A 13,934-nucleotide genomic window follows, 5' to 3' on the forward strand; every position below is an offset into this window, starting at 1 on the left:
GGCGTGATGAACGCCACCACCATGACTACCGCAGCCGCCACACCTGTTTCAAACTCAGCAGCAAAATCCACTCAAGACTTTTTCGTCGCCGATATCAGCTTAGCTAGCTGGGGTCGCAAAGAAATCCAGATCGCAGAAACAGAAATGCCAGGTCTGATGGCAATTCGTGAAGAATTCGCTGCCAGCCAGCCATTAAAAGGTGCGCGCATTACTGGCTCCCTGCACATGACAATCCAGACTGCGGTACTGATCGAAACGCTGAATGCACTCGGCGCCCAAGTACGCTGGGCTTCCTGCAATATTTACTCCACTCAAGATCATGCTGCTGCGGCAATCGCTGCGGGCGGCACGCCGGTATTCGCATTTAAAGGCGAAAATCTGGATGAATACTGGGATTTCACACACCGTATTTTTGACTGGACCGACGGTGGTTATTCCAACATGATTTTGGATGACGGCGGCGACGCAACATTGTTGCTACACCTCGGTACACGTGCAGAGAAAGATATTTCTGTTCTGTCAAACCCGGGGTCAGAAGAAGAAATCTGCCTCTTCAATGCCATCAAATCCAGGCTTGCAACTAATGCTACCTGGTACTCCAAACGTCTGGCAGCCATCAAAGGCGTGACAGAAGAAACGACCACTGGTGTGCACCGTTTGTACCAGATGCACAAAGAAGGCAAACTCGCTTTCCCAGCGATCAACGTCAATGATTCAGTCACTAAATCCAAGTTCGACAATTTGTACGGTTGCCGTGAATCTTTAGTCGATGGCATCAAGCGCGCAACTGACGTCATGATCGCCGGTAAAGTAGCCGTGATCGCTGGCTATGGTGACGTGGGCAAAGGTTCGGCACAAGCAATGCGTGCACTATCTGCACAAGTCTGGGTGACGGAAATCGATCCTATCTGCGCATTGCAAGCAGCGATGGAAGGCTATCGTGTTGTGACCATGGAATATGCGGCGGAACACGGTGATATTTTCGTGACGACGACCGGTAATTACCACGTCATCAGCCATGCTCACATGCTGAAGATGAAAGATCAGGCAATTGTTTGCAACATAGGCCACTTCGACAATGAAATCGACGTCGCCGCACTCAAGCAATACACCTGGGAAAACATTAAGCCACAAGTCGATCACGTGATCTTCCCTAGCGGTCGTCGCATTATCTTGCTGGCCGAAGGTCGTCTGGTCAATCTGGGTTGCGGCACTGGTCATCCATCGTATGTGATGAGTTCTTCTTTTGCGAATCAAACCATCGCACAAATCGAACTGTTCTTAAACAATGACAAGTATCCGGTTGGCGTCTACACATTGCCAAAACATCTGGATGAAAAAGTCGCTCGCCTGCAATTGAAAAAACTTAATGCGCAGTTGAGTGAGCTGACAGATGAGCAAGCAGCATATATCGGCGTCAGCAAAAATGGCCCTTACAAGCCAGAGCAATATCGTTATTAATAAGAAGATTTAGTAGAATGCAATAGCCCGTCACCAGTTTGTTGGGGAGGGGCTATTTTTAATACTACTTCTGTTTTTCAATTCGCCATCACACTGGAGAACCCATGCGCCTGCTAGCCACCTGGATCATCAACGGCCTCGCCTTACTTGCCCTACCCTACCTTATGCACTCGGTGTCGATTGACAGCTTTGTTACCGCACTGATTGTTGCCTTGGTATTGGGTTTTGTGAACGCCATCATCCGCCCTATTCTGCTGATTTTGACACTGCCAGTCACTGTGCTGACGCTTGGCCTATTCATCTTCATCATCAATGGTCTGATGTTTTGGGGTGTCGCCAATTTAGTTGATGGTTTCCATGTCGCTGGTTTCTGGTCAGCTGTGGGTGGCGCATTGTTATATAGCGTGATCTCTTGGACGCTCTCCACCTTACTGTTTAAAAAATAATGTCCGAGCACAATTTCAGTATCGAATTTTTCCCGCCTAAAACAGCGGAAGGCGCAGAAAAATTGCGTGTTACACGTGCCAAACTGGCAGAGTTGCAACCTAAATATTTCTCAGTCACCTTTGGCGCTGGCGGTACCACGCAACAAGGTACGCTGGATACGGTGATCGATATCCGCAAAGAAGGTTATGCCGCAGCACCACATCTGTCTTGCGTCGGCGGCACCCGCGATTCTATTCGCGATATTCTCAAACAATATCAGGCCAATGACATCCATCGTCTGGTCGCCTTACGTGGCGATTTACCCAGCGGTTATGGTGCAGCAGGTGAGTTCCGTTATGCCAATGAGTTGGTGGAATTTATTCGTGCAGAAACCGGTGACTGGTTTCATATCGAAGTTGCCGCTTATCCAGAAATGCACCCTCAAGCACGCTCGCCACAAGATGATTTACAAAGCTTTGTGCGCAAGATCAACGCGGGGGCAAACGCGGCGATCACTCAGTATTTTTATAATGCCGATGCCTATTTTCAGTTTGTAGAACTGGCACAAAAAGCGGGCGTTACCGCACCGATCGTGGCTGGCATTATGCCCATCACGAACAGCAGCCAGCTGATGCGCTTCTCAGAAATGTGCGGCGCAGAAATCCCACGCTGGGTGCGCTTAAAACTAGCCAGCTTCGGCGATGACACGGCCTCCATTAAAGCCTTTGGTCTGGACGTGGTAACGCACTTGTGCGAACGCTTGCTGGCAGGCGGTGCCCCTGGCTTGCATTTTTATTCGCTGAATCAGGCGGCGGCGACGACTGCGATTTGGCAGCGCTTGGTTTAAGCGGGGTTTTCTAAATGGTCTAAAGACGCTGGCACGCCAATAATCTTTATTCAGTGGATGCAATTAAACGCTGCATAAATTGTTCGCATTGCGCTAATTGGTCCAGTTCTACATACTCATTCGGAGTGTGAGCCTGCTCAATACTTCCAGGGCCACAAATCACAGTTGGAATACCCGCTTGTTGAAATAGGCCGGCCTCTGTTCCATACGACACAGCACCGTTTGGTGCGTTGCCTGCCAGGCGTGCTGCTAGCTGCACAATCGCATCAGACTCTTGCATTTGCAAACCAGGTGCCGATGCCAGCCATTCAAAATCAATCCGGGCTAGCGGCTCTACTGCTAACATTTGCGGTAACAAACCTGCCGCATAGTCTTGGATTTCTTGATACAAGTTTTCCGCTTTCATCTCTGGCAAGGTGCGTGCTTCAAATTGAAATTCGCAATCGCGCGGCACGATATTGGTTGCTAGGCCACCGCGCATCAATCCGGTTTGTAAGGTGCTGTAGGGAACTGTATAGGCATTATCGCGTTGCTCTTGTTTTGCTAAACGATCAGCGATATCACGGATATAGACGACAATTTTTGCCGCATATTCAATCGCATTAACACCTTGCGTGGTGTAGCTGGAATGTGCTTCGCGTCCACGTACGCAACAACGAAACCGATGAGTACCTTTGTGAGCGATGATGGGCTGCATTAACGTGGGTTCACCAACGATGCATGAGGCTGGCTTAAGACCGATCTCCTCCAGATCACGGATCAGGCTGCGCACACCCAGACATCCGACTTCTTCATCATAGGACAAGGCAAGATGCAAGGCAGTATCTTTGTCCGCTGCGAGGTAGTGTGGCACTGCTAATAGCGCCGCCGCAATATAGCCCTTCATATCCGCGGATCCCCGCGCGTAAACCCGACCATCTTTAATCGTGGTGACAAAGGGATCGCTATGCCAGTCTTGCCCCTCTACAGGCACCACATCGGTATGACCAGACAAGATAATGCCGGGCTTTTTTCCCTCACCGATCGTTGCGAATAAATTGGCTTTTTTGCCAGTGCTGTCATAAGTTAAACGTGACTCCACACCGTAGTTTGCAAGATAGTCCTTGACCCAGAAGATGAGCTCAAGATTTGAATCTTTCGACATTGTTTTGAAAGAAACCAGCTGCCCTAATACATCGAGCAAATTGGAAGAGGCTGTTAAGGTGGTTGTCATAAGATTTTCTCTGCGGCGGTATGATTTTGGGCTTTAGTATTAGTGTCAGATTCTTATCTGTTGAGGACTTACGCAAAATTGTCCCAGTAAGACACTGCAACGCAGCTGAGGCGGTTTTGCATATCTCCTGTCTCAATTGTATTTTATACAGGAAAAATATCTTCCTTAGTACCCAAACGTTTACCGGGATTTTTTTGCTCTAAAGCGAGCAATGCGGCTGAATGATCGGCACCGGGCAAGCTGCCCAAAATACTGCGATATATTTCAGCAATCAGTTCTGTCACGGGCAATTCAAGCTCAGCAAGTTGCGCGGCCTTTCGGATATTTTCCATATCTTTTGCCTGACTTTTTACTTGCCCGCCGGGTAGAAAATTACGCTCCAACATACGTTGTCCATGTACCTCTAAAATCCGGCTCTCAGCAAAACCGCCCCGCAATGCATTGCGTACCGCAGCAGGATCGGCTCCGCCAGCTTGTGCTAACAATAATGCCTCTGCAACGATGCTAATGGTGCCGCCAACAATTAACTGATTACAAAGTTTAGCTAACTGCCCGGTACCCGGCGGGCCAACACGAGTAGGCTTCCCCATCACGCTAAGAATAGCCCGAACACGAGCGTAATCAGCCTCATTCGCACCAGCCATAATCGCCAAAGAACCCGCTTCTGCACCGATCACCCCACCGGAGACTGGTGCATCTATAAAGCCTAACTTTTTATCACGTAGTACTTGATCGAATTGCTGTGCCTCTGCTTGTTGGGTAGAACTCATATCTATCCAAATTTCATCACCACACAATGCAGGCAAAGTCTGTTGGATCATATCCGCGACGATATTCCCTCTTTCCAGCATGCTGATAACGATATTAGCTTTATGACAGCCATTGATGGCGGCCAATGGCGTCTCAGCGATATCGGCCCCTAGCGCACCTAAGGCGCTACATTTGCTGCTGGTGCGATTCCAGACAGTCAATGGATATTCTGCTTGTATAAGGCGTGTGGCCATCGGCTTTCCCATCAAACCGATCCCTAAGAATGCAATACGAGGTTTTGTCATATGAATTGTTGGTTGACCTATGATTTGAGAATGCGAATGAGCCTAAACGCCGAATCTCTTTATACTGCAATATTGGATAAGCTTGCTAAGGTCTGTTATTACTCAAGCCGGGAGTGCGAATAAGTGATAACAGACCCTAATTGGTACAATAGCAAAAATTCTCTTTTTTTATTATTTAATAAGGCATGGTTTTATGAAATCATCTGCAAAAAATTCGCTGTTATGCGCCTTGGTCATTTTATCAACCCAAACGCTGGCACATGCCGTGGATTCGGCGTCATTAGAATTCGCAACAGGAAATAAAACAAAAATGGTACGCGGCGGTGCTCAATGGAACTGGGATCAGCAATGGTTTAAATCTAACGGCACCAATCTCAGTGGTTATTGGGATGCGACCCTAGCTGACTGGCAAGAAAATAATTATCAGGGACATGGCGTAAAACAAAGTCTGATTGATGCTGGCATAACACCTGTTTTCCGTCTGCAAAACGATAGTAAAAAAGGACTTTATGGAGAAGCCGGTATCGGCTTACATATGTTGTCGGAGATATATGACAATAATGGCCGGACATTTTCGACGAATTTCCAATTTGGCGACCACATTGGCGTAGGTTACGTACTCACCAATGGTTGGGACATTGCTTTTAAGATTCAACATTATTCAAACGGTGGCGTAAAACATCCAAACCCCGGCGTCAACTTCGCAGTAGTCAAAGCCGGCTACGCATTTTAAGCTGATAGACAATACGGCAAAATAGCCAGTCTGGTAGGACTTACACAAACCGCACCAGCTTCGATGCTGCACCTTGGCGGGACAATTTTGCGTAAGTCCTATTCATTCTATTGATTACTTCATTAGCAACTTGCATGAATTAATTACCACTCACCCCAGCTGCGACCGATACCTACTATGTCTGACGAAATAAACCAAGATAGTGACACTAAAACCCAAGAGCCACGGCTGTGGCGTGATAAGGGCTGGACTGCGCGCGTAATCAAGAACGACGATGATGAAGGTTGGGCGGTGGCGATGATCAAGGATGGTGAGCCAGAGCCTGCGCTCGTCGGTCCATGGACCATGGGACGCGATAAAAAAAATCCTAAGCCGCTAGATGCGAACGCATTTGGGACGTTGGTAAAAACCGCATCCGAAGTCATTCGCCGTCACGAGCAACAATTGCATGCCATTTTGCACAAGAGTCTGATGGTCAGCACCGACACGGCTGACTTTAAAATTAGTCTGGATATCGTGCCGGATGACGACGATCCCTATGCGATGCTCAGCGCACATGATGCGGATAACACGGAACTTGCCAAAGTGCGGGTTGCGCCGACATTTAAGCTAACGAAAGCCAGCGCAACAACCTGGATAGAAAACGAATTTCGTAAGCCTGATTAATCAGACGCTCAGCTTGAGTCTGAGGGCGCTATTAATCAACTGCATAATCAACTACCTAGCAACTACCTAGCAACTACCTAGCAACTGCCCAAGTAATTGCCTAAGCAGCTACCATATCCGCTAAACGAAAACCACCGATACGAATGATCTGCTCCAGACATTCTTGCATTTCGGTGGTCTGATCTGAGGCTAAGCGACGCGTAAAATGCGCGATGATACTTTGCCGGTCATGTCCCCGCACTGCGATCACAAACGGGAAACCAAATTTTTCGTTGTACGCGCTATTCAATGTTTGCAGCTGGTCAAATTCTTCAGCACTGCATTGATTTAAGCCCGCGCCGCTTTGTTCCCGGGTTGATTCTGCTGACAGTTCTCCGCGCACTGCCGCTTTGCCAGCCAGCTCTGGATGGGCGCGTATCAAGGCTAATTGCATATCGAACTCCGCGCTGCGTACCGCGTCTGCCATCGCGCTGTGCAAATCATTGAGTGAGGCAAACGGACGATGTGGCTCTGCCCGCTCTGCCACCCAGGGCGAGTGCTCAAAAATGCCGCCGAGCAGCCGGATAAATTCAGCACGGTCCATGTGGTTTAGTTCTGCGAGTGAGATTGTTGTGGGCATGATGATCGTAATATTTACGTTTATTTCTAATTTATTTCTGATTTATTTCTGATACGGATGCTGTGCCATCCAATGCTGGGCGATATCAATGCGGCGGCAAATCCACACCTTGTCATGCATCTGCACATAATCTAAAAATCGCTGTAAGGCGCGGAAGCGTCCGGGACGACCAAGCAAGCGGCAGTGCATCCCGATCGACAGCATCTTTGGTGCATTGAGGCCGTAAGGATCGCCTTCGGCATAGAGCACATTAAAGCTATCTTTTAGATATTGATAGAAATGATCGCTGGTGTTAAATCCTTGTGGCGTGGCGAAACGCATGTCATTACTGTCGAGGGTGTACGGCACGACCAAGTGTGGTTTGCTGCTGCCATCGGAGACGGTGACATCAGTCCAGAACGGTAAATCATCGCCGTAGTAATCCGAGTCATAGGCAAAGCCACCATGCTCTACCACCAGCTTGCGCGTATTCGGGGAATCGCGTCCGGTGTACCAGCCCAGCGGCGCGCTGCCGGTCAGCGTGCGCATAATCTCGACCGCCTGTTGCATGTGCTCGCGCTCTTTAGCTTCTTCCATATGCTGATAATGAATCCAGCGCAAACCGTGGCAAGCAATCTCATGACCCAGCTCACCAAAAGCTTGAGTCACGTCAGGATGGCGTTGCAATGCCATCGCGATACCAAATACGGTGAGCGGCAGCTTACGTTGTTCGAACTCGCGCAAAATCCGCCAGACACCCGCGCGGGAACCGTATTCGTAAATCGATTCCATCGACATATGCCGCGCTTCATAGGCAGCAGCGCCAACGATTTCGGATAAAAATTGTTCCGAGGCAGGATCACCATGCAGTACACAATTTTCACCGCCCTCTTCATAATTCAGCACAAACTGGACAGCAATCCGCGCTTGTTGTGGCCATTGCGCATGAGGCACGTGACGGCCGTAGCCGATTAGATCACGTGGATAGGTACTTTCACTCATTTTTAATATACTCCCCATTATTTTTATAAAATATGCTCTATTGTCCAATGATTATTTGGACGATTAAAATATACCTACTGGGGTATATATCTAAGCAGAGCGAGATTTTCCTAAGGCAGCGCGCAGGTCAAAGCCTTTATCCGCTTTCTTTTGTGTCCGGCAAGCACACTGCTCCAGATGGTGTGCCATGGCGTGCAATGCGGTAGCGCGATCTTTTTGTTCCAGCGCCGAGATCACATTTAAATGTTCATCAAAGGAGCAGGGTTGTGCGCTGGCAGGTGCGCCGGACGCCTCCAGACTGGAGATCAAGAGTGTGGTTCGTGATACCAGCCGACGCAGCATATCGACCAACAACTGGTTACCACTCAGCTTCGCTAGTTCAATATGAAAATCCGCTGACAACCGGATCCAGAGTGAGCGATCGCCCTGCATGTAAGCGGCACGCTCACGCTCCACCATCTCGCGCAGCGCTGTTAATTGTGTGGCTTTGTCATGACTGGTCGATTGCACAATTTTTTCTAGCACCAGTTGCTCCAGACTCTGGCGTAATTCAAACATGTCTTGCGCCTCTTGCTCGCTGGGACTGGCGATAAACGCACCACGGTTAGGCTCCAGATCAACCAGACCATCGGCGGCTAACTGACTTAAAACTTTCCGCACGCCGTGGCGGGCGAGCTGATATATCTCGGCGAGCGATTGTTCTGCCAGTTTGGTCTTGGCAGGCAGACGGTGCTCCATAATGGCGTCGTAGATCTCGCGGTACATACGTTCTTCCGCTGGCTGATCCGTTGTGGCTGACTTGCCGTCTAGTGCGGCAAGCTTGAGAGTGTCGTTCATGGTTTTACTTAGGATCGGGATGATCGGTTCATTAAAATATAGATTGTCGACAATTACAAGCGATTTTTAATGACAAAAAGAGTTGGGTGCTGAATTTCAGTAATTCATCAACGACTCATCAGCATCCGCAATGACTGCGACGGCTGGGCGAAGTGATTAAAACCCAATTGCATCGCCAAAAGAACCAGCACAATCCGGCATTTATTTTAAAATCTGTTTGACAGCCAGAAATTACCTCCCTACTATTGTCTACAATATTGTATTTTTTTGTTGTCAATATTTTCAGGCGATCCGCATTTTTATTCTCTCTATTGACCGGCACCATCGATAATAAAGAGCAATAAAATCAGTCGCCATCCCGACACTTCGATAATAGAAGGTCGCTCATCAGTTTCAGCTCGTTTTCAGGCCAATTTTTAGCCCAGTTTTCAGGCCTGCTTCAACCAGCAAGAGCGCCCCCAAAGCTAGTGTTTTAATCGTGAAGGAATCAGGATGGGACACATCATGGGACGTATAACTACCCACGTACTAGACACCGCACATGGCAAACCCGGTCAGGGCGTTGCCGTTCAACTCTATCAAATCAAAGACGGGCAACGGCTGGTAGTTTGTTCCGTGCAGACCAATGCCGACGGTCGTTGCGATCAGCCTTTGCTGGAAAGTGATGCGCTCAACACCGGCGTGTATGAGATCGATTTTGATGTCGGCAGTTACTTCCAAAAAATGGGCGTCAACTTGCCAGAGCCTAGCTTCCTTGGCGTAGTGACATTGCGCTTTGGCGTCGCACATCCGCAGCAGCATTATCACGTTCCGCTGGTGGTGACGCCATGGAGTTATTCTACTTATCGCGGTAGTTGAGCCTAGGATTTGCGGCAACAATTTGAGGCAACGAATTGACATTGCATCGACTCGATTGAACTACCTCAATTTGTATATTTAGACTGAACTCACTCAAACCAAACGCCAATCACTAAGATTCAAACAAGGGAAGCTATAAAGCATGGAAGCATATTTATTAGAGTGGGCCAATCTGCTGCTACGCTGGCTGCATGTGATCGTCGCGATCGCGTGGATAGGCTCGTCGTTTTATTTTGTCTGGCTGGACAATAGTTTAAAACCGCCGGTGGATGAGCAATTAAAAAAACAAGGTGTCGGCGGCGAACTGTGGGCAGTGCACGGGGGCGGCTTTTATAACCCACAAAAATATACTGGCACACCACCCAAACTGGTCGACGATTTACATTGGTTTTATTGGGAGTCGTATAGCACTTGGTTGTCGGGTTTTAGCTTATTTTCTCTGCTGTATTTGTTCAACGCAAAAACCTATCTGATTGATCCGAGAGTTGCTGATCTGACGCCAACGATAGCGGTCGTATTGGCGCTCGGATTTTTGGTTTTGGGCTGGATCGTTTATGACTTACTGTGCAGGGCGTTGAATCAAAATAGTCGTCTATTATCGGCGCTGGTGGCGGCGTATGTGCTTGCTGCTTCATGGGGTGCCTGTCATTTATTTTCTGGCCGTGCTGCCTTCCTGATCATCGGTGCCATGATTGCCACGATCATGAGTGCGAATGTATTTTTTGTGATCATTCCCGGGCAGCGCAAAGTCATCGCCGCGATGCGCGCGGGCGAGCCGGTGAATCCAATCTACGGTCAGCGCGGCAAACAACGCAGCGTCCACAATACCTACTTCACCCTACCTGTCTTGTTTGCGATGTTGTCCAACCATTACAGCATGACCTATGCCAGCGAGCATAATTGGCTGGTGCTGGTATTGATCATGGCCGCAGCCGTGTTGATACGTCAGTTTTTTATTCTGCGGCATAAGGGCAATACCAACTATGTATTTCCTGTTGCAGCGATTGTCATCTTGGCGGCAGTCGCAGCATGGATTGCGCCAAAACCTGCTGCTTTGGTAGCTACACCCACAGCTTCGATTGGGACAACTGCAGAGCCTGCATCGAGTGTCAAAGTCGATACAGAGTTTGCACAGGTTCAGCAGATCATACAGTTACGCTGTATCCAATGCCATGCAGCCAAACCTAGTCTGATGGCGGTGGCGCCGAAAGGACTGATGCTGGATGATCCCGCGCAAATCAAAGGTAAAGCGCAACTGATTTATCAGCAAGTGGTGCAACAGAAGATTATGCCGATGGGGAACATCACTAATATCACCGATGCCGAGCGTGCAACGATTGCGCACTGGGTTGAAAACGGCGCGAAGTGACGACTACCATTATGCGATCAAACATTAGCCCTATTTATTAAAACTAGGACTTACGCAAAATTGTCCCAGCAAAGCGTAGCGACGAAGACAGTACTTTAGTATGGCGAGTCGCTGTAACGCAGCTGGGGCATTTTTGCGTAAGTCCGAAAAACACTTAAGAGAAGAGAAGCCCATGACCATCATTCAACTCGATGCAAATGCTCCCGACTTTACGCGCCGCTACCCCAATCTCGCTGATCCGCGTTTGGGTGCCGCTACCCTTGCTTGCAGTGACGATTTTTTTGCTGAAATGTCGCGCATGCTCAATCCCGATCCGGCAGTATTTATTGTCGGCAAATACGATACCAACGGCAAATGGATGGATGGTTGGGAGTCCCGTCGCAAGCGTGTCAGCGGTTATGACTGCTGCGTGCTTAAACTGGCACGCGCCGGCGTAATCAAGGGTGTGGATATCGACACCAGTCACTTTACTGGTAACTACCCGCCAGCAGCATCATTGGAAGCTGCGTATGTCGCCGACGGTGCGCCTGATGCGCAAACAGAGTGGCAAGAAATTCTGCCCTCGGTCAACTTGCAAGGCAATAGCCATCACTATCACGAGATTAAGACGACGCAAGCATTTACCCACCTGCGACTGAATATTTATCCCGACGGTGGCGTTGCCCGATTGCGTGTGTATGGACAACCACAAGCAAATTGGGACACAGCAGACCGCACAGAATTATTCGATCTGATTTCTGTTGAAAACGGTGGCTATGTCGTCGCTGCGGCCAATCAGCATTTTGGTCTGGCATCCAATATGTTAATGCCAGGACGTGGAGTTAATATGGGTGATGGCTGGGAAACCCGTCGTCGGCGCGAACCGGGGAACGACTGGTGCATCATCGCATTAGCACATCCGGGTATTGTAGAAAAAATTGAAGTCGATACCTGCTATTTCAAGGGGAATTTCCCTGATGCCTGCTCAATTCAGGCAGCGCATGTGATTGGTGGTACGGATACTTCTCTGGTTACACAAGCGATGTTCTGGCCGATACTATTAAGCGAACAAAAACTGCAAATGGATCATCAGCATTATTATGCCGACCAGATCAAGTCGCTAGGACCTATTACGCATATCCGGTTTAATATTGTGCCGGACGGCGGTGTGTCGCGGTTGCGTTTGTGGAGTCGCCTGCCGTAATTATCGTCATATTTTTTTCTGAATTTTTTTCGTTCGATTTTTACTTTTTTTTGTTAGAACCCTATGCCAGCACTTCTCATCGAACCTCTCAACCGCGACAGCTTTGCCGCTTTTGGCGATGTGATTATGCTGGAGGGCGCGCGACACTATCCCATCAATCAGGGTACGACTGAACGTTACCATGCACTGACCAGTGCGGATACGGCAGATCAGGGCGGGCAAACGATCATTAGTCTGTTCCGTGGTCAGCCGCGCGCGTTGCCGATGGAAATCACGATCATGGAACGTCATCCTCTCGGTAGTCAGGCGTTTATTCCCGTGACACAAAATACAGGGGATGAATATCTGGTCGTCGTTGCGCCTGCCGGTGATTTCAAAGTAGAGCACTTACGGGCATTTTTGGGTCGCGGATTTCAGGGTGTCAATTATGTTAAAGGCGTCTGGCATCATCCGTTGATCACACTACATCAAGTCAGCGATTTTGTTGTAATGGACAGAATAGGCCAAGGACACAATTGCGACGAACTGTTTTTGCAAACAGATCTCTGGCTGACAGATGACAGCCTTGAGCAGGCGCGAAAGTCGTCAACGTGAACATGATAGTGACCGCAATAGTGACCGCAGCTCCGCAAGCTTTTCTTCTATGCGCCTGACACTCAGACAGCTACAAATTTTTCTGGCGATTGCACAATCCGGCACCACTACGGCTGCTGCCGAGACGGTGAGTTTGTCGCAGTCGGCCACCAGCGCTGCCCTCAATGAGCTCGAAAGCAGCTTGGCTACCAGTTTGTTTGACCGTGTTGGCAAACGCTTGGTGTTAAATGACAATGGCCGCCTCTTGTTACCGCAAGCCAGCCAGATACTCGATGCCGCCAACACCATAGAGCAACAATTTCTGGATCAGAACGCGACGTCCGGCGCGGGTCTTCGCATCGGTGCCAGCACGACCATTGGCATCTATCTGCTGCCTGCGATCATGGCCGCACTGAACACCATGAGCAACAAGAGCCAGACGACTTCCGGCGCGCATCATCCCAATGTCACCATCGCCAACACCGGCGACATCGCGCTGGCGGTCAGCAATTTTGAAGTGGATATTGGGTTGATTGAAGGCCCTTGCCATCAGGCCGATCTGACAGTGGAGCCGTGGATCAGCGATGAGCTGATTATCGTCTGCGCCCCTCATGATCCCATCCTGGCTGGCAGACCGGGCGACAAGGTTCCGCTTAAAGCGCTGCGTAGCGCTCATTGGCTCTTGCGCGAAGCCGGTTCTGGTACGCGTGAAGCCGTCGAACATGCGCTGTTGCCACACCTCCATCACTTACAACCTGCTGGGGAATTTGGCAATTCAGAAGCCATCAAATACGCAGCGGCAGAAGGTCTGGGGGTCGCCTGCCTGTCGCGCCGCGTGGTCGCGGATTTGCTCAGTATCGGTCGCTTGGTGGAGATGAAGACCAGCATCCCCAAGTTAGAACGGCGCTTTTATTTAATCCGCCATCAGAATAAAATGCTATCTGCACGTCTGGCTTATTTTCTAGATTTTTGCCGTCACTGGACGGCTTGAATATGTCTTAAAGTGGCGTAATGTCCACTATGTAGATCGCGTTCCATCCGCTTTTTCCGATATACTCCCTATGATTTCTTAATAATATGCCTTATTGTCCAATGATTATATGGACAAATAAA

The 13,934-nt window shown here is 49.2% G+C and carries 15 protein-coding genes; 10 read left to right on the forward strand and 5 right to left on the reverse strand.

Going from position 1 to position 13,934, the window contains the following annotated elements:
• Positions 1 to 6 precede the first annotated feature (6 nt).
• From ahcY to metF, 3 genes are all read left to right on the forward strand, one after another.
• Positions 7 to 1,461 carry an adenosylhomocysteinase gene (ahcY, locus tag QN395_RS02130; RefSeq protein WP_416200138.1) on the forward strand — a complete coding sequence of 485 codons (1,455 nt, stop codon included), beginning with the start codon at positions 7 to 9 and terminating at the stop codon, positions 1,459 to 1,461.
• 104 nt (positions 1,462 to 1,565) lie between these two features.
• Positions 1,566 to 1,907 (forward strand): phage holin family protein, encoded by a 342-nt coding sequence (locus tag QN395_RS02135; protein WP_322121166.1) that lies wholly within the window; start codon positions 1,566 to 1,568, stop codon positions 1,905 to 1,907.
• Positions 1,907 to 2,734 carry a methylenetetrahydrofolate reductase [NAD(P)H] gene (gene metF, locus QN395_RS02140; RefSeq protein WP_322121165.1) on the forward strand — a complete coding sequence of 276 codons (828 nt, stop codon included), beginning with the start codon at positions 1,907 to 1,909 and terminating at the stop codon, positions 2,732 to 2,734. The genes QN395_RS02135 and metF overlap by 1 nt, the downstream gene beginning before the upstream one ends.
• Positions 2,735 to 2,780: 46 nt before the next feature.
• Here metF and argE read toward each other — a convergent pair whose 3' ends face one another.
• Together argE and QN395_RS02150 are read right to left on the reverse strand one after the other, a co-directional pair.
• Positions 2,781 to 3,947, reverse strand: coding sequence for an acetylornithine deacetylase (argE, locus tag QN395_RS02145; protein WP_323492198.1), 1,167 nt, complete (start codon positions 3,945 to 3,947; stop codon positions 2,781 to 2,783).
• Between the two features lie 143 nt (positions 3,948 to 4,090).
• Entirely contained in the window at positions 4,091 to 5,002 is a 912-nt protein-coding gene (locus QN395_RS02150; protein ID WP_323492197.1) for an NAD(P)-dependent oxidoreductase, read from the reverse strand.
• A 193-nt stretch (positions 5,003 to 5,195) separates the two neighbouring features.
• Here QN395_RS02150 and QN395_RS02155 point away from each other — a divergent pair, with 193 nt between their 5' ends.
• Together QN395_RS02155 and QN395_RS02160 are read left to right on the forward strand one after the other, a co-directional pair.
• Positions 5,196 to 5,735 (forward strand): acyloxyacyl hydrolase, encoded by a 540-nt coding sequence (locus tag QN395_RS02155; protein ID WP_322121162.1) that lies wholly within the window; start codon positions 5,196 to 5,198, stop codon positions 5,733 to 5,735.
• Positions 5,736 to 5,912: 177 nt separating this feature from the next.
• Positions 5,913 to 6,401: a hypothetical protein gene (locus QN395_RS02160; protein ID WP_322121161.1), complete on the forward strand. Its 489-nt coding sequence runs from the start codon at positions 5,913 to 5,915 to the stop codon at positions 6,399 to 6,401.
• A 100-nt stretch (positions 6,402 to 6,501) separates the two neighbouring features.
• Here QN395_RS02160 and uraD read toward each other — a convergent pair whose 3' ends face one another.
• The 3 genes from uraD to QN395_RS02175 all read right to left on the reverse strand — a co-directional run bounded on the left by uraD (position 6,502) and on the right by QN395_RS02175 (position 8,838).
• Positions 6,502 to 7,023: a 2-oxo-4-hydroxy-4-carboxy-5-ureidoimidazoline decarboxylase gene (uraD, locus tag QN395_RS02165; RefSeq protein ID WP_322121683.1), complete on the reverse strand. Its 522-nt coding sequence runs from the start codon at positions 7,021 to 7,023 to the stop codon at positions 6,502 to 6,504.
• A 39-nt stretch (positions 7,024 to 7,062) separates the two neighbouring features.
• Positions 7,063 to 8,001, reverse strand: coding sequence for an allantoinase PuuE (gene puuE / locus QN395_RS02170; protein WP_322121160.1), 939 nt, complete (start codon positions 7,999 to 8,001; stop codon positions 7,063 to 7,065).
• 90 nt (positions 8,002 to 8,091) lie between these two features.
• Positions 8,092 to 8,838, reverse strand: coding sequence for a GntR family transcriptional regulator (locus QN395_RS02175; protein WP_322121159.1), 747 nt, complete (start codon positions 8,836 to 8,838; stop codon positions 8,092 to 8,094).
• Between the two features lie 504 nt (positions 8,839 to 9,342).
• On the opposite strand from QN395_RS02175, the gene uraH reads away from it, so the two are divergent.
• From uraH to QN395_RS02200, 5 genes are all read left to right on the forward strand, one after another.
• Positions 9,343 to 9,696 (forward strand): hydroxyisourate hydrolase, encoded by a 354-nt coding sequence (uraH, locus tag QN395_RS02180; protein ID WP_322121158.1) that lies wholly within the window; start codon positions 9,343 to 9,345, stop codon positions 9,694 to 9,696.
• A 142-nt stretch (positions 9,697 to 9,838) separates the two neighbouring features.
• Positions 9,839 to 11,065 (forward strand): urate hydroxylase PuuD, encoded by a 1,227-nt coding sequence (locus tag QN395_RS02185; RefSeq protein ID WP_322121157.1) that lies wholly within the window; start codon positions 9,839 to 9,841, stop codon positions 11,063 to 11,065.
• Between the two features lie 172 nt (positions 11,066 to 11,237).
• Positions 11,238 to 12,248 (forward strand): allantoicase, encoded by a 1,011-nt coding sequence (gene alc / locus QN395_RS02190; RefSeq protein WP_323492196.1) that lies wholly within the window; start codon positions 11,238 to 11,240, stop codon positions 12,246 to 12,248.
• Positions 12,249 to 12,311: 63 nt separating this feature from the next.
• Positions 12,312 to 12,842 (forward strand): ureidoglycolate lyase, encoded by a 531-nt coding sequence (locus QN395_RS02195; RefSeq protein ID WP_323492195.1) that lies wholly within the window; start codon positions 12,312 to 12,314, stop codon positions 12,840 to 12,842.
• Positions 12,843 to 12,891: 49 nt separating this feature from the next.
• On the forward strand, positions 12,892 to 13,812 hold the full coding sequence (locus QN395_RS02200) for a LysR family transcriptional regulator (RefSeq protein ID WP_322121682.1): 921 nt from the start codon (positions 12,892 to 12,894) through the stop codon (positions 13,810 to 13,812).
• The last annotated feature ends 122 nt before the right edge of the window (positions 13,813 to 13,934 follow it).

Origin of the sequence: Undibacterium sp. RTI2.2 (genome assembly GCF_035018705.1) — a bacterium.
Taxonomy (GTDB): Bacteria; Pseudomonadota; Gammaproteobacteria; order Burkholderiales; family Burkholderiaceae_D; genus Undibacterium.

Bases quoted from the DNA above. Each gene is read 5' to 3' on its own strand.
- QN395_RS02155 (WP_322121162.1), top strand. From the start codon at position 5,196: ATGAAATCATCTGCAAAAAATTCGCTGTTATGCGCCTTGGTCATTTTA.
- QN395_RS02185 (WP_322121157.1), top strand. From the start codon at position 9,839: ATGGAAGCATATTTATTAGAGTGGGCCAATCTGCTGCTACGCTGGCTG.
- alc (WP_323492196.1), top strand. From the start codon at position 11,238: ATGACCATCATTCAACTCGATGCAAATGCTCCCGACTTTACGCGCCGC.
- QN395_RS02150 (WP_323492197.1), bottom strand. From the start codon at position 5,002: ATGACAAAACCTCGTATTGCATTCTTAGGGATCGGTTTGATGGGAAAG.
- metF (WP_322121165.1), top strand. From the start codon at position 1,907: ATGTCCGAGCACAATTTCAGTATCGAATTTTTCCCGCCTAAAACAGCG.
- QN395_RS02195 (WP_323492195.1), top strand. From the start codon at position 12,312: ATGCCAGCACTTCTCATCGAACCTCTCAACCGCGACAGCTTTGCCGCT.
- QN395_RS02135 (WP_322121166.1), top strand. From the start codon at position 1,566: ATGCGCCTGCTAGCCACCTGGATCATCAACGGCCTCGCCTTACTTGCC.
- QN395_RS02160 (WP_322121161.1), top strand. From the start codon at position 5,913: ATGTCTGACGAAATAAACCAAGATAGTGACACTAAAACCCAAGAGCCA.
- puuE (WP_322121160.1), bottom strand. From the start codon at position 8,001: ATGAGTGAAAGTACCTATCCACGTGATCTAATCGGCTACGGCCGTCAC.
- uraH (WP_322121158.1), top strand. From the start codon at position 9,343: ATGGGACGTATAACTACCCACGTACTAGACACCGCACATGGCAAACCC.
- argE (WP_323492198.1), bottom strand. From the start codon at position 3,947: ATGACAACCACCTTAACAGCCTCTTCCAATTTGCTCGATGTATTAGGG.
- ahcY (WP_416200138.1), top strand. From the start codon at position 7: ATGAACGCCACCACCATGACTACCGCAGCCGCCACACCTGTTTCAAAC.
- QN395_RS02175 (WP_322121159.1), bottom strand. From the start codon at position 8,838: ATGAACGACACTCTCAAGCTTGCCGCACTAGACGGCAAGTCAGCCACA.
- QN395_RS02200 (WP_322121682.1), top strand. From the start codon at position 12,892: ATGCGCCTGACACTCAGACAGCTACAAATTTTTCTGGCGATTGCACAA.